Origin of the sequence: Streptomyces sp. NPDC093600 (assembly GCF_044764755.1) — a bacterium.
GTDB lineage: Bacteria > Actinomycetota > Actinomycetes > Streptomycetales > Streptomycetaceae > Streptomyces.
Map to the genome: position 1 here is coordinate 501069 of NZ_JBIWIU010000002.1, position 26300 is coordinate 527368.

At 73.2% G+C, this 26300-nt stretch carries 26 protein-coding genes; 10 read left to right on the forward strand and 16 right to left on the reverse strand.

Annotated features, from left to right (window positions below):
* Positions 1-26: 26 nt before the first annotated feature.
* Positions 27-1040, reverse strand: a complete 1014-nt coding sequence (locus ACIRB4_RS07935; protein WP_403289193.1) for an NAD-dependent epimerase/dehydratase family protein — start codon at positions 1038-1040, stop codon at positions 27-29.
* A 250-nt stretch (positions 1041-1290) separates the two neighbouring features.
* Between ACIRB4_RS07935 and ACIRB4_RS07940 the strand changes: the two genes are divergently transcribed.
* Together ACIRB4_RS07940 and ACIRB4_RS07945 are read left to right on the forward strand one after the other, a co-directional pair.
* Entirely contained in the window at positions 1291-1914 is a 624-nt protein-coding gene (locus tag ACIRB4_RS07940) for a hypothetical protein (RefSeq protein ID WP_403289194.1), read from the forward strand.
* A gap of 60 nt (positions 1915-1974) precedes the next feature.
* Entirely contained in the window at positions 1975-3426 is a 1452-nt protein-coding gene (locus ACIRB4_RS07945; RefSeq protein WP_403289195.1) for a PepSY-associated TM helix domain-containing protein, read from the forward strand.
* Here ACIRB4_RS07945 and ACIRB4_RS07950 read toward each other — a convergent pair whose 3' ends face one another.
* From ACIRB4_RS07950 to glnII, 3 genes are all read right to left on the reverse strand, one after another.
* Positions 3427-3975 (reverse strand): winged helix-turn-helix domain-containing protein, encoded by a 549-nt coding sequence (locus ACIRB4_RS07950; protein ID WP_403289197.1) that lies wholly within the window; start codon positions 3973-3975, stop codon positions 3427-3429.
* 97 nt (positions 3976-4072) lie between these two features.
* Entirely contained in the window at positions 4073-4195 is a 123-nt protein-coding gene (locus ACIRB4_RS07955) for a hypothetical protein (protein WP_403289198.1), read from the reverse strand.
* A 121-nt stretch (positions 4196-4316) separates the two neighbouring features.
* Positions 4317-5348 carry a glutamine synthetase gene (gene glnII / locus ACIRB4_RS07960; protein WP_403289199.1) on the reverse strand — a complete coding sequence of 344 codons (1032 nt, stop codon included), beginning with the start codon at positions 5346-5348 and terminating at the stop codon, positions 4317-4319.
* A gap of 230 nt (positions 5349-5578) precedes the next feature.
* Between glnII and ACIRB4_RS07965 the strand changes: the two genes are divergently transcribed.
* Positions 5579-6529, forward strand: coding sequence for a Gfo/Idh/MocA family protein (locus tag ACIRB4_RS07965; RefSeq protein ID WP_403289200.1), 951 nt, complete (start codon positions 5579-5581; stop codon positions 6527-6529).
* Positions 6530-6535: 6 nt separating this feature from the next.
* Here the strand turns inward: ACIRB4_RS07965 and ACIRB4_RS07970 are convergent, their stop codons facing one another.
* The 3 genes from ACIRB4_RS07970 to ACIRB4_RS07980 all read right to left on the reverse strand — a co-directional run bounded on the left by ACIRB4_RS07970 (position 6536) and on the right by ACIRB4_RS07980 (position 9308).
* Positions 6536-7240: a hypothetical protein gene (locus tag ACIRB4_RS07970; RefSeq protein ID WP_403289201.1), complete on the reverse strand. Its 705-nt coding sequence runs from the start codon at positions 7238-7240 to the stop codon at positions 6536-6538.
* A 114-nt stretch (positions 7241-7354) separates the two neighbouring features.
* Positions 7355-8854, reverse strand: coding sequence for a PLP-dependent aminotransferase family protein (locus ACIRB4_RS07975; protein ID WP_403289647.1), 1500 nt, complete (start codon positions 8852-8854; stop codon positions 7355-7357).
* Positions 8855-8948: 94 nt separating this feature from the next.
* Entirely contained in the window at positions 8949-9308 is a 360-nt protein-coding gene (locus tag ACIRB4_RS07980; protein ID WP_403289202.1) for an arsenate reductase family protein, read from the reverse strand.
* A gap of 135 nt (positions 9309-9443) precedes the next feature.
* On the opposite strand from ACIRB4_RS07980, the gene ACIRB4_RS07985 reads away from it, so the two are divergent.
* The 3 genes from ACIRB4_RS07985 to ACIRB4_RS07995 all read left to right on the forward strand — a co-directional run bounded on the left by ACIRB4_RS07985 (position 9444) and on the right by ACIRB4_RS07995 (position 13310).
* Positions 9444-9719 (forward strand): hypothetical protein, encoded by a 276-nt coding sequence (locus ACIRB4_RS07985; protein WP_403289203.1) that lies wholly within the window; start codon positions 9444-9446, stop codon positions 9717-9719.
* Between the two features lie 293 nt (positions 9720-10012).
* A complete protein-coding gene (locus ACIRB4_RS07990; protein ID WP_403289204.1) occupies positions 10013-10324 on the forward strand; it encodes a trypco2 family protein in 312 nt (103 codons plus the stop codon).
* A 7-nt stretch (positions 10325-10331) separates the two neighbouring features.
* Complete coding sequence (locus tag ACIRB4_RS07995) at positions 10332-13310, forward strand: trypsin-like peptidase domain-containing protein (protein ID WP_403289205.1); 2979 nt, start codon at positions 10332-10334, stop codon at positions 13308-13310.
* A 72-nt stretch (positions 13311-13382) separates the two neighbouring features.
* Here the strand turns inward: ACIRB4_RS07995 and glnA are convergent, their stop codons facing one another.
* Positions 13383-14792 (reverse strand): type I glutamate--ammonia ligase, encoded by a 1410-nt coding sequence (gene glnA / locus ACIRB4_RS08000; protein WP_158986691.1) that lies wholly within the window; start codon positions 14790-14792, stop codon positions 13383-13385.
* A gap of 265 nt (positions 14793-15057) precedes the next feature.
* On the opposite strand from glnA, the gene ACIRB4_RS08005 reads away from it, so the two are divergent.
* Positions 15058-15525, forward strand: coding sequence for an RDD family protein (locus ACIRB4_RS08005; RefSeq protein WP_403289207.1), 468 nt, complete (start codon positions 15058-15060; stop codon positions 15523-15525).
* A gap of 100 nt (positions 15526-15625) precedes the next feature.
* On the opposite strand, the gene ACIRB4_RS08010 is transcribed toward ACIRB4_RS08005, so the two are convergent.
* The 4 genes from ACIRB4_RS08010 to lipB form a co-directional block, all read right to left on the reverse strand.
* Positions 15626-16330, reverse strand: coding sequence for a DUF4191 domain-containing protein (locus ACIRB4_RS08010; RefSeq protein WP_403289208.1), 705 nt, complete (start codon positions 16328-16330; stop codon positions 15626-15628).
* A 10-nt stretch (positions 16331-16340) separates the two neighbouring features.
* On the reverse strand, positions 16341-16553 hold the full coding sequence (locus tag ACIRB4_RS08015) for a hypothetical protein (protein ID WP_356895292.1): 213 nt from the start codon (positions 16551-16553) through the stop codon (positions 16341-16343).
* 583 nt (positions 16554-17136) lie between these two features.
* The gene (lipA, locus tag ACIRB4_RS08020) at positions 17137-18090 is read right to left on the reverse strand and encodes a lipoyl synthase (RefSeq protein WP_403289209.1); all 954 of its coding nucleotides are present in this window, start codon (positions 18088-18090) and stop codon (positions 17137-17139) included.
* A 131-nt stretch (positions 18091-18221) separates the two neighbouring features.
* Complete coding sequence (gene lipB / locus ACIRB4_RS08025; protein WP_403289211.1) at positions 18222-19037, reverse strand: lipoyl(octanoyl) transferase LipB; 816 nt, start codon at positions 19035-19037, stop codon at positions 18222-18224.
* Between the two features lie 292 nt (positions 19038-19329).
* Here lipB and ACIRB4_RS08030 point away from each other — a divergent pair, with 292 nt between their 5' ends.
* Positions 19330-20964: a regulator gene (locus ACIRB4_RS08030; RefSeq protein ID WP_403289212.1), complete on the forward strand. Its 1635-nt coding sequence runs from the start codon at positions 19330-19332 to the stop codon at positions 20962-20964.
* Positions 20965-20998: 34 nt separating this feature from the next.
* On the opposite strand, the gene ACIRB4_RS08035 is transcribed toward ACIRB4_RS08030, so the two are convergent.
* A complete protein-coding gene (locus tag ACIRB4_RS08035; RefSeq protein WP_403289213.1) occupies positions 20999-22399 on the reverse strand; it encodes an NAD(P)/FAD-dependent oxidoreductase in 1401 nt (466 codons plus the stop codon).
* Positions 22400-22647: 248 nt separating this feature from the next.
* On the reverse strand, positions 22648-23544 hold the full coding sequence (locus ACIRB4_RS08040) for a TIGR01777 family oxidoreductase (protein ID WP_403289214.1): 897 nt from the start codon (positions 23542-23544) through the stop codon (positions 22648-22650).
* Positions 23545-23588: 44 nt separating this feature from the next.
* Between ACIRB4_RS08040 and ACIRB4_RS08045 the strand changes: the two genes are divergently transcribed.
* On the forward strand, positions 23589-24095 hold the full coding sequence (locus ACIRB4_RS08045) for a GNAT family N-acetyltransferase (RefSeq protein WP_403289215.1): 507 nt from the start codon (positions 23589-23591) through the stop codon (positions 24093-24095).
* Here ACIRB4_RS08045 and ACIRB4_RS08050 read toward each other — a convergent pair.
* Complete coding sequence (locus ACIRB4_RS08050) at positions 24070-24723, reverse strand: TetR/AcrR family transcriptional regulator (protein ID WP_403289216.1); 654 nt, start codon at positions 24721-24723, stop codon at positions 24070-24072. The two genes, ACIRB4_RS08045 and ACIRB4_RS08050, sit on opposite strands and share 26 nt — an antisense overlap.
* A 120-nt stretch (positions 24724-24843) precedes the next feature.
* On the opposite strand from ACIRB4_RS08050, the gene ACIRB4_RS08055 reads away from it, so the two are divergent.
* The gene (locus tag ACIRB4_RS08055; protein ID WP_403289217.1) at positions 24844-25629 is read left to right on the forward strand and encodes an SDR family NAD(P)-dependent oxidoreductase; all 786 of its coding nucleotides are present in this window, start codon (positions 24844-24846) and stop codon (positions 25627-25629) included.
* 115 nt (positions 25630-25744) lie between these two features.
* Here the strand turns inward: ACIRB4_RS08055 and ACIRB4_RS08060 are convergent, their stop codons facing one another.
* Complete coding sequence (locus ACIRB4_RS08060; RefSeq protein ID WP_403289648.1) at positions 25745-26272, reverse strand: DUF4240 domain-containing protein; 528 nt, start codon at positions 26270-26272, stop codon at positions 25745-25747.
* Positions 26273-26300 lie beyond the last annotated feature (28 nt).

The following is a 26300-nucleotide window of genomic DNA, read 5'->3' on the forward strand; positions in this document are numbered from 1 at the left end:
CTATACGGAAGGGACGCCTGGGGCGTTCAGTCGGAGCCGGCCGTACGTCGGTCCGACAGCAGGGCGGCCTCCCGCTCCGGGGAGAGGCCGAGCGGGGGCCGGTCCGGACGCTGGGGCGCCGAACCGCCGATCGATTCCAGCCACGCCCAGGTGTCCGCGACCGTCTCCGCCGCCGACCGGCAGCGCAGTCCCGCGGCGAGTGCCTTGGAGACGTCGGCGGTGTGCATCGCGTCGTAGAGCTCGCCCGGCGGAATCCATACCGGCAGGTCGGACCAGGGCTCCACGCCGGCCGCGAGCACCGTCTCCGGGTCGGTCCAGCGCAGCTCGGCGTCGGAACCGGTCACCCGCACACAGGCGTCGAGCAGCTCACCCATGGTGGTGTGCCCGGGCGGCGAGACCAGGTTGTACGGGCCGGAAAGCCCCGCCTCGGCCGCGTCGAGCGTCCACTCGGCGAGGTCGCGGACGTCGATGTACTGCAGCGGCAGCGAGCGCGGTCCGGGCGCGAGGACCGGGCCGCCCCGGGCGATCCGGCCCAGCCACCAGGGGAGCCGGCCGACGTTCTCGTACGGGCCGATGATCAGCCCCGCCCGTACGAACAGGGTGCGGTCCGGCCCGAACGCGCCGAGGGCCGCCAGCTCGCCGCCCCGCTTGGCCTGCGCGTACGGCACCTCACCGGCGTCCGGGTCGCCCTCGACCAGCGGACCGTCCTCGCTGAGACCGGCCGCCGGCGGCCAGGCGTACACGGAGCGGCTCGACACATAGACGTACCGCCCGACCCGGTCGGCGAGGAGCCGGGCCGCGTCCCGCACCGCCGAGGGCGCCGACGACCAGGTGTCGACGACGACGTCCCACTTCCCGTCCGCCAGCGCGGCGAGCCCTTCCGCCGCCGGGGCCGTACGGTCGCCGATCAGGGTCCGCGTGCCGGGCGGGGGGTCATGACGGCCCCGGTGGAAGACCGTCACCTCCCAGTCGCGGGCGAGCGCTGCCTCGGCCACGGCGCGCCCGGCGAATTCCGTACCGCCCAAGATCAGAAGTCTCATGCCACGACTGTGCACCCGGGGGCGGCCGTTCGCACAGCCGTTCCGCTGCGGGAGGAATGCGGGAGGAAACCGGAACCGGGCAGGGTGCGGGAGGCGTGCGGGGAGAGGGTTGGGAGGCGGTCTCCCGTGGCCGGTGGCGGGATGTCACCATGTCCGGACCATGACGGATGCCCGGTCGCCGATACGCGCCCTGCGAGCCGCACTCTTCGCGGCGGTGTGCGTGACATTGGCGGCTGTGGGGCATTCGTCCATGTCTGCGCACGATCTCGCTCCCGGCTCGCTGTACGCGGCCTTCGCCGTCACGAGCGGCCTGGCGTGGCTGGTGAGCGGACGGCGCCGGGGCCCGCTCTCGATCGGCGGCGGGCTGCTGGCGGTCCAGACGGCGCTGCACCTGATCTTCTCGTCGGGTGAGCCGCACGGTGGTGAACAGCACGGTGGTGCGGCGCACACCGGCGCCGACCATGGCTCCCTGGGCCACGCGTCCATGGGCGACGCGTCCATGAGTCACACGTCCCTGGGGCACGCCTCCATGGCGGATCCCAGCGCGAACCCGGTCTTCGACATGGCCGGCGGCCACACCTCCGTCGGGATGCTCGCCGCCCACGTCCTGGCCGCCGTGGTCTGCGGCCTCTGGCTGGCCCGCGGCGAGGCCGCGCTCTTCGCCCTCGGCCGAGCCGTCGGGGCACTGGCCTTCACCCCGCTGCGCCTGCTGCTCGCCGTCGCGCACCTCCCCTCGCCCCAGCCCGCGCCTCTCGTACGCACCCGCCCGCGCCCCCGAGGCCTGTGCGGCGTCGTCCTCGCGCACGCCCTCTCCCGGCGCGGCCCGCCCCGGCTGTCCGCCACCCGCGCCACCGCCCTCGGAGCTCACGTCTGACCCGGGGGCCGATACCCCCTGTCGGCACGACACCGACACCGACACACTCCGAGGACAGTCATGACCATCGACGATCCCGCGCGCCCGGACGCGGCCGAAGCGCCCGCCGGCCCGGCCGCCGACGCCCCCGAACGCGCAACGACCTGGAGCGCCCTGCGCCCCCTCGTCCTGCGCGTCCACTTCTGGGCGGGCGTGCTCATCGCCCCCTTCCTGCTCGCCGCGGCCGCCAGCGGACTCCTCTACGCCCTCTCCTTCCAGGCCGAGAAGGTGCTCTACGCGCACGAACTGGAGGTCCCCGTCGGGGACCGGACCGTGCCGCTCTCCCAGCAGGTGCACGCCGCCACCAAGGTGAACCCCAACGGCACCGTCACCGCCGTCTGGCCCTCCTCCGAGCCCGGCGCCACCACCCGCGTACTGATGGCCGACCCGGACGTCGAGGAGGGCACGTCCCTCGCCGTCTTCGTCGACCCGTACACCGGGGAGATACGCGGACAGCTGCCCAGCTACGGCAGCTCGGGCGCGCTGCCGCTGCGCACCTGGATCGACGGGCTCCACCGGGATCTGCACCTCGGCGACCTCGGCCGCAACTACAGCGAGCTGGCCGCCAGCTGGCTGTGGGTGGTCGCGCTCGGCGGCCTGGCGCTGTGGACCGGCCGCCGCAGGAAGAACCGCCGCTCCCTGTTCGTACCGGAGCGCGGCCCGAAGTCCCGCCGCCGTACCCTCTCCTGGCACGGCTCGGTCGGCCTGTGGGCGGTGACCGGACTCGTCGTCCTCTCCGCGACCGGACTGACCTGGTCGCGGTACGCGGGCGAGAACATCGGCGCGGTCCAGGACCAGCTCGGCGGCGCCACCCCGACCGTCTCGGCGACGCTCGAAGGCGCGGCGGCCGGCGGCCCGTCCGAGCACGAGGGCCACGGCGCGGGCCACGGCGCCGGCCACCCGGCCCCGACAGCGCCGGGCACGGACGTCGGCATCGACAGGGTCGTCGAGTCGGCCCGCGCGGCCGGCGTCGACGGCAGGATCTCCGTCGTCCTGCCCTCCGAGGGCAAGGGCTATGTCGTCAAGGAGACCGACACCCAGTTCCCGGTCCACCTGGACTCGGTGGCGGTGGACCCGGCCGACGGCACGGTCATGGACGAACTCCGGTTCGCGGAATATCCGTTGCTCGCCAAGCTCACCCGCTTCGGCATCGACGTCCACATGGGCGTCCTCCTGGGCCTGGCCAACCAGCTGGTCCTCGCCGCCCTCGCGCTCGCCCTCATCCTGCTGATCCTCTGGGGCTACCGCATGTGGTGGCTGCGCCGCCCGGGCCGCCCGGTCGCGCGCGGGGCGTGGCGGAGGGTTCCGCCGACGCTGCTGCTGCCGCTGCTCGCCGCTACGGCCCTGGTGGGCTGGTTCGTGCCGATGCTGGGCCTGAGCCTGCTGGCGTTCCTCGCGGCCGACCTCGTGACCGGCCTGGTGACGAAGGCGAGGTCCCGGAAGCGTGACCGGGACCTCGCCACGCCCGCCTGATCAGGGCGTGTACGTGTAGCCGACCCGCCGCACGGTCCGGATCGTGCGGCGGTGCTCGGCACCCAGCTTGCGGCGCAGCCGCGCCACATGCACATCGACGGTCCGGCCGTCGCCCACATGCCCGTACCCCCACACCGTCGTCACCAACTGGTCGCGGGTGTGGACCCGGTGGGGATGGGCGACGAGATGGGCGAGCAGCTCGAACTCGAGGTAGGTGAGGTCCAGCGCCCTCCCGTCCACGGCGGCGATCCGCCGGGCGCTGTCGATGGACACCGGCCCCTCCTGCGGCTCGGCCGTCGCCGCCGGGGCGGCCGCCGGTGCGTGCTGGTCGGCCGGGACGAGGACGAGATAGCCGACCATGGGCGGTCGACCGGGCAGCGCCGGCAGCGTGTGCGGGGGCGCGGGCAGCAGCGTGGCACCGGGCGGCAGGAATTCCGCGACCCGGGCGAGGCCGACGGCCTCCTGGGGGTCGACGGCACGGAGTCGGTGCCGGCCGGGACGGACGGCCGTGAGGGACGTGGTCGGGGAAGCGCTCTGGGTGTGGGCCATGAGGAGTCAGCTCTTTCGCGCGGAGAAACGGACGGAGAGGTCTCGTACGTCGTGCGCGTCGACCGAAGGCCGGAAGGCTACCGAGGGCCAGAAGGCTTTAGAGGGCCGACGCGTTCCTCGCGCGGCAACACACCCGGTCGAAGTCGTGGTGCTGACGGGAAGGCCAGAACGGCTCCAGGTCGTGACGACCCGTCGCGGCGACGTTCTGGGTGATGGCCATGGCCTCATTCAACCAGAAGGAACCACCGACGAGCAGCCACTCCCCGGCCAAAGCCCCTTCCGGGAAAGGCGGAAGGGCGCCCACCTCACGGTGGGCGCCCTCATCCACGTACCGGAGCGGATCAGACCTGGCCGGCCTTCTCCAGGGCCTCGCAGCAGGTGTCCACCAGAAGGCGCGTCACCACGTACGGGTCGACGTTCGCGTTCGGGCGGCGGTCCTCGATGTAGCCCTTGCGGTCCTGCTCGACCTGCCACGGGATACGGACCGAGGCGCCGCGGTCCGACACGCCGTAGGAGTACTCGTCCCACGGGGCCGTCTCGTGCAGACCCGTCAGGCGGTCGTCGATGCCCGCGCCGTAGTTCTTGACGTGGTCGAGCGGCTTCGAGCCCTCGCCCAGGGACTCGCACGCGGTGATGATCGCGTCGTAGCCCTCGCGCATCGCCTTCGTGGAGAAGTTGGTGTGCGCGCCCGCGCCGTTCCAGTCGCCCTTCACCGGCTTCGGGTCCAGCGTCGCCGAGACCTTGAAGTCCTCGGCCGTGCGGTAGAGCAGCCAGCGCGCCACCCACAGCTGGTCGGCGACCTCGAGCGGCGCCAGCGGGCCGACCTGGAACTCCCACTGGCCCGGCATGACCTCGGCGTTGATGCCGGAGATGCCCAGGCCCGCCTTCAGGCAGTTCTCCAGGTGCGCCTCGACGACGTCACGGCCGAAGATCTCGTCGGCGCCGACGCCGCAGTAGTAGCCGCCCTGCGGGGCCGGGAAGCCGCCGACCGGGAAGCCGAGCGGACGCTCGCCGTCGAAGAAGGTGTACTCCTGCTCGATGCCGAAGATCGGCTCCTGAGCGGCGTACTTCGCGTAGACCTCGGCCAGCGCGGCGCGCGTGTTGGACTCGTGCGGCGTCATGTCCGTGTTGAGGACCTCGCACATCACGAGGATGTCGGCGCCGCCGCGGATCGGGTCCGGGCAGACGAAGACCGGCTTGAGGACACGGTCCGAGGCGTGGCCCTTGGCCTGGTTCGTGCTGGATCCGTCGAAGCCCCAGATCGGCAGCTCGTCGAGGGTGGCGCCCGTGCCCGGCAGTATCTTCGTCTTCGAGCGAAGCTTCGCGGTCGGCTCGGTGCCGTCGATCCAGATGTACTCAGCCTTGAAGGTCACGGGCCTCATCCTTTGGGCGTGCGCTGCGGGTACTCGCGGCGGCTCGCGACGCTGCGAGAGCTGCGGTGTCGTGCTCTGTGTCTGCGCGCAGCTTCGCAACAAGGGATTTCCCGCCCGTTGCCCGTTTGTGAACCCCGTGTTACTCGGCTCTCCCGTTCTTCCCGTTCCTGCTGTTCCTCCCGGTGGGGCCGCCGCGGGGCGATGTCGGTGGGGACCGGCAGACTGGGGGCATGACGACGTTCCCGGGCGGCAAGCCCCGTATCGGACTCCTCGGCACCGGCCCCTGGGCCGGGCGCACGCACGCGCCGGCGCTGGCCGCGCATCCGGGCGCCGAGTTCGCCGGGGTATGGGGCAGACGGCCCGAGGCGGCGGAGGAACTCGCCGCCGCCTGCGGCACGCGCGCGTACGGTGACGTCGACGCCCTCTTCGAAGCGTGCGACGCCGTGGCCTTCGCCCTGCCGCCGGACATCCAGGCACCGCTCGCGGCGCGAGCGGCGGCCGCGGGCTGCCATGTGCTCCTCGACAAGCCGGTGGCCACGACGGTGGCGGCGGCCAGGGAGGTGGCCGAGGCGGTCGAGAAGGCCGGGGTCGCGTCGGTCGTCTTCTGCACGCTGCGGTTCGCGGAGCCGACCGCCCGCTGGATCGACGAACAGGCGGCGACGGGCGGCTGGTTCCTGGGGGAAGCCCACTGGCTGGGCTCCCTCTTCGCCCCAGGCTCCACGAGCGCGTACGCGGCCTCCCCGTGGCGGCGCGAGAAGGGCGGCCTGTGGGACGTCGGCCCCCATGTGCTCTCCGTCTACCTCCCCGTACTCGGCGATGTCACGGACATCACGTCCGTGCGCGGCCCGGGGGACACCCGCCACCTGGTCCTGCGGCACGCCTCCGGCGCGAGCAGTACGGCCACCCTGACCCTGAGCGCGCCGCCGGAGGCGGCGGAGGCGGCGCTCACGCTGCACGGCCAGCGCGGACGGGCCGTCATGCCGGGGTGGGACGGCGCGCTGGGGGCGCTGGGCCGTGCGGTGGACGCGCTGCTGGAATCGGCGCGTACGGGGGTCTCGCACGGGTGCGACGCCCGGTTCGGACTCCGGCTGACCGAGATCCTCGCGGAGGCGGAGCGGGAGGGGGACTCTGACGGGGCGGCGGAGGTGGCGTCGGGGGGTCATGTCGGCGCCACCTCCTGAGCGGGCTCAGCCCACGCGCTCGATCCGGGCCTCGCGGATCAGGAACTTGCCCGGTTCGCGGACCTGCTCGAAGGCCGCGTCGTTGAGGAGCACGCAACTGCCGGAGGCGGACGTGACCTCGACCGTGGTCGACTTGGCGTTGTCCAGGTTGGTCACCTTGAGGCGCGTGCCGGGCGGGAACCGGTCGCTGGACGCGGCGGGGGCGCCGCCCTCACCGGAGAGGGTGACGGTGGACCCGGCACAGACGACCTCCCCGGACGCGCCCGCGCCGGCTTCCGTGCCAGCACCGGCCTCTGCCTCCGTACCGGTCTCCGCGCCCGCGCCGGCCTCCGCACCGGCCTCTGGCTCCGCACCGGCGCCGGTCTCCGCGTCGGCTTCCGCTTCCGCACCGGTCTCCGCGCCCGCATCCGTCTCCGTACCGACAGCCCCCGTACCGCTGTCGGTGTCGCAGCCGGACGCCGCCTGTTTGCGGCGGATCTCGGCGATCACCGCTTCCCGGTTGGCGATGCGGGCCGGGGACAGTGCGTCGGGCTTGGCGCGCTGGTCCGCGATGAAGCGCTCGTTGTTCGCGAGCGCCGTAACCAGTCCTTCGCAGGCCGGGGAGGCCTGACTCGTACCGGTCAGCACCACCGCCGTACCCCCGGCGAGCACAAGGGCACTTGCCAGCAGCGCGATCTTCTTCCTCCGGCTGAGCGTTCTTCTGCGTGACACGTGAGGCTCCGTTCGTCTTCCGTCGGTTCCTGTGGCGTCAGATACGAGGAGCGCGGCCGTTCCGCTCAATCCGCGGCCGGGTAACCATGCCCCGGCCCGCCGCGCCCGGCCCGGTCAGCCGGACAGAACCTCACCCAAAGCGGCGCAGAGGGCGTCGAGGGCCGCGCCGTACAGCCGCTCGGGAGGCGTCGCGTAGCCGACGACCAGGCCGTCCGCCCTCCGTACGTCATCGGCCGCGTCCGGATGCCGGTAGCCGGCGAGCCCCTCCACCGCGACCCCGTGCCGCGCCGCGGCCTCGACCGCCGCGCGCTGCGTGCCCCGGGGCAGCTCCACCACGGCGTGCAGCCCCGCCGCGAGACCCGTCACCCGTACCTCCGGCACACGCTCGGCGAGGACCGCCACCAGCCGGTCGCGCCGCCCGCGGTGGTGACGGCGCATCCGCCGGACATGCCGGTCGTACCCGCCCGAGGCGACGAAATCGGCGAGGGTGAGCTGGTCGGTGGCCGACGAGTACGGCTCGCGCTCGCCCTTCGCCGCCACGACGGCGTCCACCAGAGTCCCGGGCAGGACCATCCAGCCGATCCGGAGCATCGGGGAGAGGCTCTTGCTGACGGAGCCGAGGAGGACCGTACGCTCGGGGGCGAGGCCCTGCAGGGCGCCCACCGGCCGCCGGTCGTAGCGGAACTCCCCGTCGTAGTCGTCCTCGACGACGAGGCCGCCCGTCTCCCGCGCCCAGTCGAGGACGGCCGCCCGGCGGTCGGGCAGGAGCGGCCCACCGGTCGGGAACTGGTGCGCGGGGGTGAGGAGCACCGCGTCGACCGCGCCGGGCAGGAAGGGCAGGGCGCCGACATCGGCGCCGTTCTCGTCGACCGCCACGGGCACGGTACGGACCCCGGCCTCGGCGAGGAGCCCCCGGTGGAACGGGAGCCCGTACTCCTCCACGGCCCACGGGCCGGTCACGGTCCGGGCCAGCAGCCGCAGGGCGTGCGCCGTGCCCGAGCAGACCACGATCCGGTCCGCGCTCGTCCGCACTCCGCGCACCCGTGCCAGATACTCCGCGAGCGCCCGCCGCAGCTCCACCCGCCCCCGCGGGTCACCGATCCCGAACGCCTCGTGCGGCGCCGCCGTCAACGCCCGTCGCGCCGCCGCGAGCCAGGCCGTACGCGGAAAGGCGGCCGGGTCAGGCTTGCCCTGGACCAGGTCGTACGGGACGGACGCCACCACCACCCGGCCCGAGGTCCCTGCCGCCCCGGCCGTGCCCGCCGCCCCTGCCGCCCCGGCCGTTTCCGCCGTCCCCCCAGTGCTCGCCGTTCCCGCCGTGCCCGGCTCCGTGGCCACCGCCCGCGCCGCCACCCGCGTCCCGGACCCCTGACGGGAGGTCAGCCAGCCCTCGGCCACCAGTTCCGCGTAGGCGTCGGCCACGGTGTTCCGGGCCAGCCCGAGATCGGCGGCGAGCGACCGGTACGGCGGCAGCCGCGCCCCGGGCTCCAGCCGCCCGCTCCGTACCGCCTCCCGCAACGCCCTGATCAGCACCGCGCGCCGGCTCCCCGGGCCGGTCAACTCCAGATGCAGATCGGCCCCGAGGACTTCCGCGGCCTCGGTCCAGGCACCCACCGTCGTCCCGAGCCGTCCGCGGCCGTGCTCGGGCTCTTCGGCGGGACCTCCGGACAAGCCGTCCACCTCTCTCGCACTCCCGACCTGCCCGCCCTCAGCGCGACAGCGCGTCCCGCACCGCCTCCTCGCTCCGGGCCACCACGGCCGTACCGTCGTCGGCGGTGATGATCGGCCGCTGGATCAGCTTGGGATGCGCCGAGAGCGCCTCCACCCACCGGTCCCGGTTCGCCTCGTCCCGCGGCCAGTCCTTCAGGCCCAGCTCCTTGGCGACGGGCTCCTGCGTCCGCGTGATGTCCCACGGCTCAAGGCCCAGGCGCTCGAGAACGGCCCGGATCTCGTCGGGATCCGGTACGTCCTCCAGATAGCGGCGCACGGTGTAACCGGCGCCCTCCCGGTCGAGCAGATCGATGGCGCCACGGCACTTGGAACAGGCGGGATTGATCCAGATCTCCATGGCGCAAACCTACCCGCTCCGGGGCCCCAAAGCCCCTCTGGCCAGGGATGATTGTCAGTGGCCGCGGGTAAAATCGTAGATGAAGGTGAGGGTCCCGGGGAGGGCCCGCACCCACCGTTCGCCAGGAGGTCGCCCATGGCCGTCGCCATGACCCGGACGCTGTCCCTCGAACCCTGGAAGCCCCTGCGGAAGCAGCCGCTGCCCGCGGGCCGCCCCCGCGAGTGGTACATCAGCCACAACCGTCGTCTGAAGGCCATGCGCCTCGCGATCGCCCTGCTCGACGCGGGCATCCACGACCCTGCGAAGGCCGGCAACGCGAAGATAGCCACCACGGCCGAACTCCTCGGCATCCACCCGCCCTCGGACACCACCTGCCAGATGGTCCGCGCCCTGCTCCGCTACGGCCGCTGACCCGACCCGACCCGACGTGACCTGACCCGACCTGACCCGACCCGACCAACCGTCACACCGACCTGACCGCCCGACCGATCGCGAGCGAAGGCGAGGGCCGCCGCCTCCCCCGAGCGCCGGGAGACGGCGGCTTTGGCCGCACGGAACGCCCCTGCGTTCGGCGCCAGTTGACCGATAGGATCTCGTCCTGATCTTCCACCGTTCGGCCTGGGGGCGGGCGACCGCCCTCCACCGGCAGGTGGTGACGTGAGGCGGCCGGCACGCGGCCGCGGGGGAGCGAGGGGGACCCACCGGTGGAGAACGCGGTCGAGTTGGCCGACATGATCACGCAGCTGCGGCAGGAGCTGAGCCGCGCGATGTCGGAAGGCGACCACGCCGACCTCCGCTTCCAGGCGGAGCGGGTCGAGCTGGAGCTCACCGTGGGGATGGAGAAGAGCCGCGAGCCCGGGGCGAAGGTGCGGTTCTGGGTCCTCGAAGCCGGCGCCGCCGCCCGGCAGGCCACCGCCGCCACACAGCGGATCACGCTGACGCTGCAGCCCGTACGCGCGGACGCCCCGGACCTGCCCGCGCTGATCTCCGGCGCCGACCTGCCCGACGAGGACTGACCGCGCCGTGACGCCGCCCCACGACGGCGGAGTGGACCCGAACCGCATCGCCGAGATCATCGTCCTCACCACCGGGGGCCGCCGCCGCGGTTCGGGCTACCGCGTCACCGGTACGGCCGTGCTGACCGCGGCGCACGTGGTGGCCGACGCGACCGAGGTACGCGTCCGCTTCAACGCCGACCGGCCCGGCCAGTGGACGACACCGGCGACGGTCGCCTGGTCCGACACCGGCACCGACGCGGCCGTGCTGTCCATCGAACCACCGGCCGGCTCCCCGGCCGTCACCCCCGCGCGGTTCGGCCGGGTCACCGACGACCGCCACGCCGTCGTCGACGTGCACGCGGCCGGATTCCCGCTGTGGAAGCAGCGCCGCCGCCCCGACGGAGGACAGTTCCGCGAACTCCACCAGGCCGACGGGACCGTGGCGGCGCTGTCCAACCTCAGAACCGGCACCCTGGAGATCACCGTCGCGCCGGCCGGAGCCGACCCCCACCCCGAGGCGTCGCCCTGGGCGGGGATGTCCGGTGCGGCGGTGTGGGCGGGCCGCCGCATCGTCGGAGTGGTCGCCGAGCACCACCGCCGGGAGGGCGCGGGCCGGCTGACCGCCACCCGTATCGAACACGTCCTGCGCGCCTGCGACGAACCGGAACGCGCCGCCCTGGCCGCGCTGTTGTCGATCGCCGACCCGCTGGCGCTGCCGGAGGCCGGTTCCGACGACACCGGCCTCCCCGGCCCCGCCACCGGCACGCCGTCCGAGGAATCCCGTACGTCCCAGGTGATCGGTCTGCCGGTCGCGCACGGGATCGAGCTGTTCAAGAACCGTACCCGCGAGATCGAGACGATCGGCCGGCATCTGGCCGATCCGTCGCTCCGCATGGTCACGATCACGGGCCGACGAGGCATGGGCAAGAGCGCGCTCGCCGCCAGATTCATGGACCTCGTCCACCGCGGCCAGTGGCCGGGGCACGTTCAGGCGCCACCGCCGTCGGGCCTCGTCAATCTCAGCACCCGCACCTCCGGCATCTCCCTGGAGCGGCTCTACTTCGACTGCGCCCAGCTCCTCGGCCCCGAGCACCTGCCCCGCCTGCGCGAGACCTGGGCCACGCCGTCGCCCGTACAGGACAAGCTCGACGCACTGTTCGGCGCCATGGGGGACAGGCTCTTCCTCATCCTCATGGACAACTTCGAGGAACTCCTCGACGACGACGGCAACATCGAGGACGAGGAACTCGCGGTCTTCCTGGACTGCCTCTTCCGCGCCGGACCCACCCCACGCCTCCTGGTGACCTCGCAGCTACCGGTCAGGCTCGCACCGGAACTGCGCCGTTTCGTCGCGCAGGTCGAACTGTCCGAGGGGCTGCGCCCCGCCGAGTCCGTCGCGCTGCTGCGCGAACTGGACCGTGACGGCAGCCTCGGCATCGCGGGCCTCTCCGACGAGGAGCTGCTGCGGGCGGCCGTCCGCGTCCACGGGGTGCCGCGCGCCCTGGAACTCCTGGTCGGGGCCATGGCCGACGACGCCCTGACCCTGCCGAGTCTCCAGGACGTCCTGGAGAACTACGCCCAGCGCCGCGACGTCGTCGCCGGCCTCGCCGAGGACCGGTACCGGCGGCTCGGCCCGGAGAGCCGGAACGTCCTCGGCGTCCTCGCCGCCCTGCGTACACCGGTGACACAGGACACCCTCCGCCGGATCGTGGCCGCGCTCGACCCGGAACTCGACATCGCGCCGATCCTGTCGCGCCTGATTCGCGTCCACCTGCTGTCGGTGGACCGGGCGCGCCGGACGTTCGCGCTGCACCCCATGGACGCCGACCTGGCCTACTCCGCGATGCCGGCCGACGGCGCCATGGGGCGCCAGGCGGTGGAGCGGCGGATCGCCGACTGGTACGCCGACATCGCCCCGCCCCGCTCGGCATGGCGGACCGTCGACGACATCCGGCCGCACCGGCAGCGGTTCGACCACCTGGTGCGCGCCGGGGACTACGACGCCGCCGCCACCGTCCTGAGCGGGATCAGCGAGTGGATGGTCTGGCACGGCTCGGTGCTCGGCGCGATCTCGATGCACCTGGCCCTCGACGGACGGCTCACCGACGACCGGGCACGGCTCGCCCACGTCGGGGCCTTCGGACACGCCCGGCTGACCGCGGGCCCGATGGAACACGCGGTCGGCCTGTTCACCGAGGCGGCCGACCTCGCGGAGCGCCTCGGCGACCACGGCGCGCTGCAGAACGCCCTGTTCGGGCTCGGCGACGCCTACCGGCAGCTGGGCCGTCTCGACGCCGCCGTCGGCCCGCTGGCCCGCGCCGCCGACCTGGCGCACGCGATCGGCGACACCGAACGCGAGGTGCACGCGATCCTCTCCCTCGGCCTCGCCCACAGCTACCTGGGCGACGGCGAGACGGCCCTCGCAGGCGCCGACCGGCTGAGCGCCCTCGCGCGCACCACCGGAGACCTCCTCACCGAGGCCCGCGCGTGGAACGCGCGCACGATCGCGCTGCTCGCGCTGGAGCGCTGGGAGGAGACCATCACCGCGGGCGAGCAGGCCGTACGCGCCTACCGGGCCGCGGGCATCCCGGAAGGGATCAACAACGCCCTGAACGCCCAGGGCCTCGCCCTGCTCGGTCTCGAACGCGGCGGCGAAGCGGTGACCATGCTGAAGGCGGCGTTCGACGAGGCCTCCCGGATGGAGAACCCCCGCTCCGAGGGCGTCTGCCTCTGCAACCTGGCGTGGGCGTACTGGTGCGACGGCCGGTACGCGCAGGCGGCCGAGACGGCCGAGCGGGCCTCGGTCTCGCTCCGGATCGCCGGGGCGGCGGAAGCCGCGGCGGCGAGTGAACTGGCCGAGGCCGCCCGCGCCCGCACCCTGCCTCGCCCCCGGGCCGCCGCCGACGCGCTGATCCGCGCGGCCGACGCGCTGGGCGGCAACGTCGAGGTGGTGGCCCGCTCCTGGCTCCTCGCCCACGCCCAGCATCTGCGCGCCGGCGGCTGACGACCCGGCGCCGGAGCACGGCGAAGGCCGCCACCCGGGCGTGGGTGGCGGCCTTCGTACGCGATCCGCTGTTTAGAGGTCGAAGTACAGCTCGAACTCGTGCGGGTGCGGGCGCAGCTGGATCGGGGCGATCTCGTTCGTCCGCTTGTAGTCGATCCAGGTCTCGATCAGGTCGGAGGTGAAGACACCGCCCGCCTGGAGGTACTCGTTGTCCGCCTCCAGGGCGTCGAGGACCGCCGGGAGGGAGGTCGGGACCTGGGCGACGCCCGCGTGCTCCTCCGGGGCCAGCTCGTAGAGGTCCTTGTCGATCGGCTCCGCCGGCTCGATCTTGTTCTTGATGCCGTCGAGGCCCGCGAGGAGCAGCGCCGAGAAGGCGAGGTACGGGTTCGAGGACGGGTCCGGCGCGCGGAACTCGACGCGCTTGGCCTTCGGGTTCGAGCCCGTGATCGGGATGCGCATGGCCGCGGAGCGGTTGCGCTGCGAGTAGACCAGGTTGACCGGGGCCTCGAAGCCGGGCACCAGGCGGTGGTACGAGTTCACCGTCGGGTTGGTGAAGGCCAGCAGCGACGGGGCGTGCTTCAGGATGCCGCCGATGTAGTAGCGGGCGGTGTCCGACAGGCCGGCGTAGCCCTGCTCGTCGTAGAACAGCGGGTCGCCGTTCTGCCACAGCGACTGGTGGACGTGCATGCCCGAGCCGTTGTCGCCGAAGATCGGCTTCGGCATGAAGGTCGCGGTCTTGCCGTTGCGCCAGGCGACGTTCTTCACGATGTACTTGAAGAGCATCAGGTCGTCGGCCGCGGCGAGCAGCGTGTTGAACTTGTAGTTGATCTCGGCCTGGCCGGCGGTGCCGACCTCGTGGTGCTGGCGCTCGACCTGCAGGCCGACGTTCTCCAGCTCCAGGGAGATCTCCGCGCGCAGGTCGGCGAAGTGGTCCACCGGCGGGGCCGGGAAGTAGCCGCCCTTGTAGCGGACCTTGTAGCCGCGGTTGTCCTCGACCTTGCCGGTGTTCCAGGCGCCGGCCTCGGAGTCGATGTGGTAGAAGCCCTGGTTCGCCGAGGTCTCGAAGCGGACCGAGTCGAAGACGTAGAACTCCGCCTCCGGACCGAAGAACGCGGTGTCCGCGATGCCGGTGGAGGCGAGGTACGCCTCGGCCTTCTTCGCGATGTTGCGCGGGTCACGGCTGTACTGCTCGCCCGTGATCGGGTCGTGGATGAAGAAGTTGATGTTCAGCGTCTTGTCACGGCGGAACGGGTCCAGGCGCGCCGTCGACAGGTCCGCGCGCAGCGCCATGTCCGACTCGTGGATCGCCTGGAAGCCGCGGATCGACGAACCGTCGAAGGCGAGCTCCTCGGACGGGTCGAACGCCGTCGCAGGGATCGTGAAGTGCTGCATCACTCCCGGAAGGTCACAGAAACGGACGTCGACCATTTTGACGTCGTTGTCCTTGATGAACTTCTTGGCCTCGTCGGCGTTCTGGAACATCCAACTCCTCCTACTCCCGGCCCGGGGAGGGGCGGGGTTGCAGCTCGGTCGTGCGGCCAGTGCGGTGGCACACGCTGGACCCGACCATAGGCAGACGGGATTTCTCAAGCATGACCCAATTGTTTCACCCAAGTTAACCGCGCGGGGTGGGACCGGCATCGCGGAGAGCACGCGGGAGCGCCGGCGGCGAGTCGGCGGGAGGGCCGGCCCGGCCGACGCCGACCCAGCCGGAAGTGATCAAAAGCGGGCACAGTACCGTGGACGCGTGGACAACAGGCAAGCATTGGGATCGTGGCTCTCCGGCCCCCGCGCGGCGGCCGAGGACGCGGGTGTGGACTTCGGCTACCGGGGGCAGCAGCTCGGCCTCCCCGAGGAGGGCCCGGGGTCGATCGCCCGCCCCGGACGACGGATCGGCGCCCTGGCCGTCGACTGGGCGCTCTGCATGCTGATCGCATACGGCCTGGTCACGGACGGCTACAGTCAGGCGACCGGCAACTGGGCCCTGGTCATCCTGCTCGCCCTGAGCGTGCTCACGGTCGGCACCGTCGGCTGCACCCCCGGCAAGCGCCTCTTCGGTCTCCGGGTCGTCTCCGTGCACGGCGGTCGCCTCGGCTTCGTCCGCGTCGTGCTCCGCAGCGTGCTCGTCTGCCTCGCCGTCCCGGCCCTGATCTGGGACCGCGACGGACGCGGCCTGCACGACCGCCTCACCGGCGCCGTCCAGGTCCGGATCTGACCACCGGCCCTCGTAGCGGCGCGCCGTACGAGAAGAAGGGCGCCCCCGGGAACCTCTCGGTCCCGGAGGCGCCCTTCTCGTGTCAGCCGTTCCGGCGGCCTCAGCGCATCTTTCCGCCGCGCGGCATCCGCATGCCCTTCGGCATGGGGCCCTTCGGCAGCGGCATGTTGCTCATCAGGTCGCCCATCGCCCGCAGCCGGTCGTTGGCCGCCGTCACCTGCGGGCCGGAGAGCACCCGCGGCAGCTTGAGCATGGTCGTGCGGACCTTCTTCAGCGGCACCTGACCCTCGCCGTTGCCGACGACGATGTCGTGCACCGGCACGTCCACCACGATCCGGGCCATCCGCTTCTTCTCGGCCGCGAGCAGGGTCTTCACCCGGTTCGGGTTGCCCTCCGCCACCAGGACGATGCCCGCCCGGCCGACCGCGCGGTGCACGACGTCCTGGTTCCGGTTCATCGCCACCGCCGGCGTCGTCGACCAGCCGCGCCCGATGTTCTGCAGCACCGCCGCCGCCGCGCCCGGCTGGCCCTCCATCTGGCCGAAGGCCGCCCGCTCGGCGCGCCGCCCGAAGACGATCGCCATGGCCAGCAGCGCCAGGATGAAGCCCAGGATCCCGAGATAGACCGGGTGCCCGATCACGAAGCCGATCGCGAGGAGGACACCGAGCACGACGATGCCCACGCCTGCGACGACAAGTCCGACCTTCGGGTCGGCCTTCCGGGTCATCTTGTACGTGAGGGCGATCTGCTTCAGTCGCCCCTGGTTCGCAGCGTCGCCGCTGCCCGTGTTTGCCTTCCTCGCCATGTCCTGAAGTTTACGTGGCCTGGGAGGCGCGCCCCGCCACCGCCTCCATCACGTGCTGGGCCTCGACCCGGTCCTTGGCCCGGCGGCGGTCCTCCAGGACGGAGGTCCAGGCGTTACGGCGGGCGGTGCGCTGGCCGCCGGCGAGGAGCAGCGCCTCGACGGCCTTCAGGGCATCGGTGACGGACGGGATCGCGGTGGCGCGGACATGGGTCGCGGCCTGCATGACGGGGTCCTCCCTCAAGCACGGATGAGACGAGGTGGGGGGTACGGCCTCGTGCGGTGTGGCGGTGAGTGACACGAGGCTCACAGACTGGTGTTACCAGGGCATGACCCGGCGGTCAAACACTGGTGAAACGCTGATGCGGCCATCCGTACGGCTCCAGGAACACGGCAGCGGCCCGTACGACCCCCTGACCTGGGGGTGCGTACGGGCCGCGAAGGATTCGGCCACTACCGGCCGGTAACTACTTGTGCGCGGATTCACACAGCCTGAGTGGCGTTGTCGACCGCGCCGCGGCGCTCACCTGTTGGTCGAGCTCCGCCTCGCCAGCGCTGCGGCCGCGTGCCCGCCCTCGTTCCTCGGGCGGACCCGCAACCTACGCTCCGGCTCGGCTGCGCTTCTGGATCACCTGCTGGTCGAGCTCCGCCTCGCCACCGCTGCGGCCGCGTGCCCGCCCTCGTTCCTCGGGCGGACCCGCAACCTACGCTCCGGCTCGGCTGCGCTTCTGGATCACCTGCTGGTCGAGCTCCGCCTCGCCACCGCTGCGGCCGCGTGCCCGCCCTCGTTCCTCGGGCGGACCCGCAACCTACGCTCCGGCTCGGCTGCGCTTCTCCATGGCCTGCTGGAACAGACGCCCAGCCCGGTAAGACGAGCGGACCAGCGGGCCCGACATCACACCCGAGAAGCCGATCTCGTCGGCCTCCTCCTTCAACTCCACGAACTCCTGCGGCTTCACCCAGCGCTCCACCGGGTGGTGCCGGACCGACGGACGCAGGTACTGCGTGATCGTGATCAGCTCGCAGCCGGCGTCGTGCAGCTGCCGCAGCGCCTCGCTGATCTCCTCACGGGTCTCGCCCATGCCCAGGATCAGGTTCGACTTCGTGACCAGACCGTAGTCGCGCGCCTGGGTGATGACGTCCAGCGACCGCTCGTAACGGAAGCCCGGACGGATCCGCTTGAAGATCCGCGGAACCGTCTCGACGTTGTGCGCGAAGACCTCGGGGCGCGAGGCGAAGACCTCCGCCAGCAGCTCCGGCACCGCGTTGAAGTCGGGGGCGAGCAGCTCCACCTTCGTACGGCCGTCGGCGCGGCCCGCCGTCTGCTCGTGGATCTGGCGCACGGTCTCCGCGTACAGCCAGGCGCCGCCGTCCTCCAGGTCGTCGCGCGCGACGCCGGTGATGGTGGCGTAGTTCAGGTCCATCGTGACGACCGACTCGCCCACCCGGCGCGGCTCGTCACGGTCCAGCGCCTCCGGCTTGCCCGTGTCGATCTGACAGAAGTCGCAGCGCCGCGTGCACTGGTCACCGCCGATGAGGAAGGTGGCCTCGCGGTCCTCCCAGCACTCGAAGATGTTGGGACAGCCCGCCTCCTGGCAGACCGTGTGCAGCCCCTCGCTCTTCACGAGACTCTGCATCTTCGTGTACTCGGGACCCATCTTCGCCCGGGTCTTGATCCACTCGGGCTTGCGCTCGATGGGGGTCTGAGCGTTACGGACCTCCAGGCGCAGCATCTTGCGTCCGTCGGGTGCGACTGCGGACACGACCGGCTCCCTGTAGCTTCGATTCTTCGGCGCCCACCAGGGTACGCCCGTTGTTTCGTACGGTTATCCGTCTGGCCAACCTGCGGCCGGAGCCCGGCATTCCCCGCCGGTGCTCGCTGAGCCGTCGCGGCCTAGGCGGACGCGGTGGCCGGAGCCGTCTCGCGTGCGACCTCGCGCGGCTTCAGCTCCGCGCCCTCCAGCACCGCCTTCAGATGCTTCTCCACCACCGGCAGGACCTCCTCGATCGTGATGTCCCGGCCCAGCTCGTTGGCGAGCGAGGCCACGCCGGCGTCCCTGATGCCGCACGGGATGATCCGGTCGAACCAGGTGTTGTCCGGGTTCACGTTCAACGCGAAGCCGTGCATCGTGACGCCCTTGGCGACCCGGATGCCGATCGCCGCCAGCTTCCGGTCCTCCCGGCGCTGTCCGGCGTTGGACGGGGCGTACTCCGGCCCGTTCATCCGCGGGTCGAACTCCTCGTCGTGCAGCCGCGGGTCGAAGTCCAGCGAGAGCCCGCCGAACGACGGCCGCTCCTCCACCGGGTCGCCCAGCACCCACACGCCGCTGCGGCCCTCGATCCGGGTGGTCTCCAGGCCGAACTCGGCCGCCGTGCGGATCAGCGCCTCCTCCAGACGGCGGACGTGCGCGACGACGTCGACCGGGCGGGGCAGCTTCATGATCGGGTAGCCCACGAGCTGACCGGGGCCGTGCCAGGTGATCTTGCCGCCGCGGTCCACGTCCACCACCGGCGTACCGTCCAGGGGGCGCTCACTGTCCTCCGTGCGCCGGCCGGCGGTGTACACCGGCGGGTGCTCCAGGAGAAGACAGGTGTCCTCGATCTCGTCGGCGAACCGGGCCGCGTGCACCTCGCGCTGCTTGTCCCAGGCCACCTGGTACTCGACGGCGTCCTCACCGAAGCCCAGACGGACGAATCGCAGCTCACTCACGGCAATGCCTCCTCAGGGGTGCCGGAGGCCGGGTTCCGGGGATCGTCCCGGGGGCCGGCTCGACACCATGCGTCATTCGCGCCCATGCCACTGTACGGCGGCGCCGCGGACACCGGTCCGGCAGGTGCGGCGGGGTCTCCTGCGTCAGCGGCGCCCCCAATCCTCACACGATCGGATGAATGTGGGGCGAAGGTGGCGGTACGGGCGGCCGGGGCCGCTAAATTCGCGCCGTTCCATGAGGGTCCACACAGGGCTGCCACCCGGGCCCGGAAGGCAGGAGACCGCACAGCTGATGACGGAACGACCCCCCCAGCGCATCCCGAACCGCCAGCTCGCCGCGCTCATCGCCGAAGCCGGATTCTCCAACGCGGGCCTGGCCAGAAGGGTGGACCAGCTCGGCCTTGAGCACGGCCTCGACCTGCGGTACGACAAGACCTCCGTGACCCGCTGGCTGCGCGGTCAGCAGCCGCGCGGCACGACCCCCGCCCTGATCGCCGAGGTCTTCACCCGGCGTCTCGGCCGCCGGCTCTCGGCCCAGGACCTCGGCCTCGACGCCTGCGCGCCGGTCTACGCAGGCCTGGAGTTCGCGGCCACACCGGAGGAGGCCGTCGACATCGTCAGCGGCCTCTGGCGGAAGGACTCCGGCAGCCACGCCGAGCTCCGCAAGATCGCGTTCACCCCGGCGGGCCTCGTGGTCCCGAGCCGGGACTGGCTGATCGGCCGCGCGGACGAGCGGGTCGCCCGGGGGGAGCCGCACGCGCCGGGCGGCGGCCGCGTGCCGCAGGAGGGCCGGCCCGGTCCGGACGGGCGCGTGGGCGGCGCCGATGGCCGGCTCGCAGGCGACGGCCGGTTCGGTGGTGACGCCCGGCCGGGCGGCGAGGGGCGCCCAGGTGCCGACGGCCGACTGGGTACGGACGGACGCCCCGCCGCCGACGCGGGGCCGCACGCCGGTCAGGAGCCCCGCGTGCCGGCCCAGGGTCGGTTCTCCGTCCCCCGCCAGCGCGGCACCGACCGGGGCCCCGGGCAGCGGGTCTCCAGCGGCGACATCGCCGCCCTGCGCTCGGTCGGCGAACTGTTCCGCACCCTCGACCACGCCTACGGCGGCGGCCACGCCCGGCAGGCCCTCGTCCGCTATCTGGAGCACGAGGCCGAGCCGATGCTGCGCGGCACGTACGGCGAGTCCGTCGGCCGCCGCCTGTTCGCCGCCGCCGCGGACCTGACCCGACTGGCCGGCTGGACCTCGTACGACATCGCCGCGCACGGACTGGCGCAGCGGTACTTCGTCCAGGCGTTGCGGCTCGCCCAGGCGGCCGGGGACCGGGCGTACGGCTCGTACGTCCTGATCACCATGAGCCGCCAGGCCGTCTACCTCGGGCACGGGCGGGAGGCCGTACAGCTCGCCCGCGTCGCCCAGCAGGGCGTCGGCTCCGCCGCGCCCCCCGTCGTACAGGCGCTGCTGCACGCGGTGGAGGCCCGCGGGCACGGCGTACTCGGCGAGGCGCGGGCGTGCGGTGCCTCCCTCGCGCGCGCCGAGCGAGCCCTCGAAGCGGCCCGGCCCGGTGATGAAGTGCCGTACTGGGCACGGAATTTCGACGAGGGGCAGCTCGCCGACGAGTTCGGGCACTGCCACCGCGACCTGCAGCAGTACCGGTCGGCGGCTCAGCACGCCGAACGCTCGCTGCAACTGCGCGCGCCCGGCTTCGCGCGCAGCCGCCTCTTCTCCCGGGTCGTCCTCGCCTCCGCCCGGCTCGGCCTCGGCGAGCTGGACCAGGCCTGCGCCCTGGGCGCGGAGGCCGCCCAGCAGGCGTCCGAGATGCGCTCGGCCCGTGCCGTCGAGTACATCCGCGACTTCGAGCGCCGCCTGGAGCCCTACCGCGACGCCGCGGCGGTCCGCACCTACCGCGACCGCGTGGCGGCCATCGGCTGAACCCGGCCGGGACGATGCCCGGCCGGGACCTCGTCTACGCCGCCACGTCCGCCGTCGCCGCGTCCGCCATCAGGCGGATGCCGAGGTCGGTCAGGAGGGCGTGGGCGGCGCGGTGGCCGGAGCGGAGGGCGCCCTGCGGGGTGCCCGTGTCGCGGTGGTCGCCGCAGACGTAGAGGCCCGCCAGCAGACGCACCGGGCGGCGCGGGTCGTGGGGCGGGGGCATCGCCGGGACGGCGTCCGGGGTGTGGTGGAGGGCGAGCAGCTCCCACTCGTCCGTCGACGTGCCGTACAGCGTGGCGAGATGCTTGCGGACCCGGCGCTCCGGATCGTCGGGCAGTGTGCCCAGGACCGTCGAGGTGATCAGCGCCCGGCCCTCGGGGACGCGCGCGGGGTCGACCGCGCTCATCACCGCCGTGTGCGCGACCGGGCCGCCGGGATCGGACTCCAGGAGCAGCACCGGGTGGGACGTGGGTGCGACGGGCGCCGTGTGGTGCAGCACCGTGACCGCGTGGAAGCCGGGCGCCCGGAGCCCCGGCAGCAGCTCGGCGGCGGTCCGCGCCCCGGTCGCCAGAACGACCGAACGGCAGCCGAACACGCCGTGCTCCGCCGTCACGACCTTGTTGATCGACACATCGACCGCCCGGACGCCCGTACGGACCGTGCCCGGCGGAAGGGACGCGGCCAGCAGCTCCGGCAGCGCCCCCGCCCCGCCCTGCGGCACACACAACCGCCCCCGGGCGAACGCCCGCAGAGCGAGATCGGCCGTACGGCTCGACATGGCGAGATCGGGGTCGCCGAGCAGCGCGGCGAGCAGTGGGCGGAGGAAACCCTGGACGGTACGGGCGGGCAGCCGGGCGTTCAGGGCCTCGACGGCCGTACGCTCCGGCCGGGTCAGCAACCGCTGCGCGGGCGTGGCGGCGAGCCGGGCCAACGTCGCGCCGAGGCGCGCCTGATCGAGCGAGGCCGTCGGATTACGGGGGGCGCTCGCGAGGGCGCGCGCCACTGTGAACGCGCCCCCTACGCCCCTGGGGGCGGACCCCCACCCGCCGCTCCGGGAGACATGCGTGGGCCCCCATCCGCCGCTCCGGGGCGCGTGAGAGGCCCCCCACCTCACACCCCCCGGCCCGCCGTTCCTGACGTACCGTCCGTCGCTGTGGACCAGCGCCCCCGGTGCGAACGGGCGCAGGACGAGATCGTCCAGGGCCGGTGTGCGGCGCAGTTCCTGGTACGACGTCGTGAGCAGCGGGCCGACGCGGTCGAGCCGGAAGCCGTCGACGTCGTCGGTGGCCATCCGGCCCCCCACGCGCGCCTCGGCCTCCAGGACCGTGACGGTGAGCCCCGCCCTGATCAGCCGGTGGGCGGCCGCGAGACCCGCGGCCCCGGCTCCGACGATGACGACGTCCGTGTGGTGCGCATGGCGTGCGGTACTGAGCACGTGCCCCTCCCCGGGTCGGCGCGGCTGGTGGGAGGCTCATGCCCCCGACAGACCCCCTGAATGCCGAGTTCTCCTTCAGGGGCCGTCCAGCCTAGGCAGCGCGCCCGCAGGCGCCAGCCGCGCGCGGCGGGGTGCACGCAGCACGGGGTCGCACACGCCCGGGACAGACCGTCCGCGCCGCCTCCGCCGCCCCGGCCGCCCCTGCCGTCACAGAAGCTCAGGCCGCCGCCCCCGCCGTCACACGGCGCTCAGGCCGCCGCCCGGATCGACTCGTCGATCGTCGGGAACGCGAAGTCGAACCCCGACTCCAGCAACCGGCCCGGCAGAACCCGCTGGCTGCCCAGCACGTCCTGGGCGAAGTCCCCCAGCACCGCCTTCAGCGCCGGCGCCGGCACCGTCAGCAGCGTCGGGCGGCGCAGCACACGGCCCATCGCCGCCGTCACCTCGCGATTGGTGACCGGTTCCGGAGCCGTCAGGTTCACCGGCCCGGACAGGGAGCCGGTGTCGATCAGATGGCGCAGGGCGGCCACCTCGTCGTGCAGCGAGATGAAGCTCCAGTACTGCCGGCCGCTGCCCATCCGGCCGCCGACCCCGGCGCGGAAGACCGGGAACAACCGCCCCCACGCCCCGCCCTCACGCGCCACCACCAGCCCGGTGCGGGCGTACGCGACCCGGATGCCGGCCTCCTCCGCCGGGGCCGCCGCGGCCTCCCACTCCACGCACACCGACGGCAGGAAGCCCTCGCCCGCCGGAGCGGTCTCGTCCACCGCGCGCGTGCCCGTGTCGCCGTAGTAGCCGAGCGCCGTACCGCACACCAGGACCTCCGGCGGCTCCGCCAGCGAGGCGAGGGCCTGCGAGATCGCCGCCGTCCCGAGCACGCGGCTGTCGCGGATCTCCTTCTTGTACGCCTCGTTCCACCGGCGCTCGCCGACACCGGCGCCCGCCAGGTGCACGACCGCGTCGACGCCGACCAGGCCGGAGGCGTCCACGTACAGCCGGGACGGATCCCACTCGACCTCGTCGGCCGTGCGGGCGGGGCGGCGGACCAGGCGCAGGACGTCGTGGCCGTCGGCGCGCAGGGAGCGCACCAGGGCCGAGCCGATGAGACCGGAGGCGCCGGTGACCGCGATACGGGAGCGTTGCATAAAAAACATCCTGCCCTCCCCGGCACGCGTGGCACAGTGGCGCCATGACCGCGCCGGAGCCGCAGATACGTATCCGTCCCGCCCTCGTGGAGGACGCGGGCCCGCTCGGGGAGCTCGACCGGGCCACCTGGTCGCCGTTGCACGCCGTGCAGCCCGCGCCGGAGCCTCCGTACGAGCCGTTCTTCGACGACCGTCACCGGCCGGAGGACTACCTCGTCGCCGAGGACGGAGGGACCGTCGTCGGCTATCTGCGGCTCGTGCCGCCCACACCGCTCGCCTGCAACCGGCACGTCCGCCAGATCCAGGGCCTCGCCGTCGCCGAGAGCGCCCGCGGCCTGGGCGTGGCCCGCGCGCTGCTGCGCGCCGCGATGGCGGAGACGCTGCGGCAGGGCGGCCACCGCATCACCCTGCGCGTGCTCGGCCACAACACGCCGGCCCGCACGCTCTACGCGTCCGAGGGCTTCGCGGTCGAGGGCGTGCTGCCCGGCGAGTTCTTCCTGCACGGCCGGTACGTCGACGACGTCCTCATGGGGCGGTCCCTGGCTCCCTGACGTCGGGGCCGAGCAGCCGCATCCCGCCCATCAGCTCCCGCAGGCACCGCACCGCGAGCGCGGCCGGCCCGCCCGCTCCCTCTGCCGGCGCGTCCGTCTCCGCCCAGGTCTCCAGGGCGATCCGGATCGCGTCCGTGGCCGCCGCCGCGGCGAGACGCACCTCCAGCGGGTCGGCGTCCGGCCCGGCGAGTTCCGCGACGACGACCCGCAGCCGGTCCTCGGACTCCTGGTTGACCCGGTACCAGACCGCCCGCAGCGCCGGGTCCCGCTCGGCCGCCCGCAGCAGACCCCGTGTCCAGCGCAGCCCCTCGGCGGCCTCCGCGTCGGCCGGTGTCAGCGACGCGGCGATCGAGCGTTCCAGCGCGTCGGGCAGGGCCGCCCCCGGTCCGGCCGCCAGCCGCTCGCGCCAGCGGTCCGCCCCACCCGCCAGGAGCGGGGCCACGGCGTCCTGCTTGGAGCGGAAGTAGCGGTAGAAGGTGCGCAGGGCGACCCCGGCGCGCAGGGCGATCTCCTCGGCCGTGGTGTCGTCGGGGCCGCGCTCGGTGAAGAGCTCGGCGGCGGCGCGGGCGATGTCGAGCTGCGTCGCCGCCTTGCGGCGCTCCGTCAGCGAAGGGGGCTTGGTGCTCACCGTACGAAGCGTACGCCCGCGCCTGCCGCGGCGGCATGATGTGTAGTAATGGCAAAACGTGCCACTTCGGCGTACGGTGTCTCACGCCCAGACGGACAGCCCGAGAGGTCGGACAGCAACATGAACCGCTACGAAGGACGCCGCGCCCTGGTCACCGGCGGCGGCTCCGGCATCGGCCAGGCCACCGTGCTCCGCATGCTCGCCGAGGGCGGCGACGTGGTCGCCGCCGACATCAGCGCGGCCGGGCTCAAGGACACCGCCGCTAAAGCCGGAGCCCACGCGGACCGCCTGACGACCGTCGTCGTGGACGTCGCCGACGAGACGTCGGTGCGCGAGGGCGTCGCCGCCGCCGTCGAGGCGCTGGGCGGCCTGGACGTGCTGGTCAACGCGGCCGGCGTGCTGCGCTCCTCGCACACCCACGAGACCAGCCTCGACGCCTTCGAACAGGTCGTCCGGATCAACCTGACCGGCACCTTCCTGGTGATCCGCGAGGCGATACCCGCCCTCCTCGCGGGCAACGGCTCCGCCGTCGTGAACTTCTCCTCCACCTCGGCGATGTTCGCCCACCCGTACATGTCCGCCTACGCGGCCAGCAAGGGCGGCATCCAGTCCATGACCCACGCGCTCGCCGCCGAGTACGCCAAGCGGGGCATCCGCTTCACCGCCGTCCAGCCCGGCTCCATCTCCTCCGGCATGACCGACGGCACCGGCGCCAGCAGGCAGAGCGTCGGCCCCGGCCTCCCCGAGGACGCCGACCTGTCCCTCTTCGCCAAGCTCGCCCCCGCCCTCGGGCAGGGCTTCGCCGGGCCCGAGACCGTCGCCGGGGTCGTCGCGATGCTGGCGAGCGAGGACGGCAGGTTCATCACCGGCACCGAGGTGCGCATCGACGGCGGCACCCACTTCTGACGGGCCGCCCGCCCCTCGGCGGCTTGCGTGACCGGTACGGCTACCGGGGCCGTACCGCTCACCTCGTCGGTCGCGCCGGCCCCGGGGCCGTACCGGTCCGTCGGTCGTACTCCCGTCAGATCTCCGTCCCCCCGAATCGCGACCACAGTCTCGGGAAGCGCTCCGCGAGCGCCGCGTCGTCCTCCAGCTCCAGCGGGCTGCCCTCCGGCTCGGCCGGCTGGGGCGGAATCCCCAGGTCCGGCGCCTCCGCGCCCGTGAGCTGCTCGTACGCCTCGTCCGCCGCGTACCCGAGCTCCTCGCCGTCCCCGTCGATCTCCTCGTCGAACTCGTCCAGGAGCTCGGCCAGGGCGTCCGGCTCGTGCACCGCGCCCTCGAAGACCTCCCGCCCCTGCCCGATCAGCCAGCAGCGGAAGTAGTCGAAGGCGTCGTCGCCCGCCCCGCCGAGCAGGATCGCCGCCGCGCCCCACAGGTCCCAGCGGTACGCACGGTTGTAGCGGGCCTCGAAATGACGGGCGAAGTCCAGCACGGAGTCGGGATCGAGCTGCAGCAACCGCTCCACGAGCAGGTCGGCATGGTCCTCGGGATCGCCCTCGGCGGCCTCCCGGGTGGAGTCGATGATCTCCCAGAACTCCGTTTCGTCCATCACGGGATACAGCATCGGCCTTGGGGGA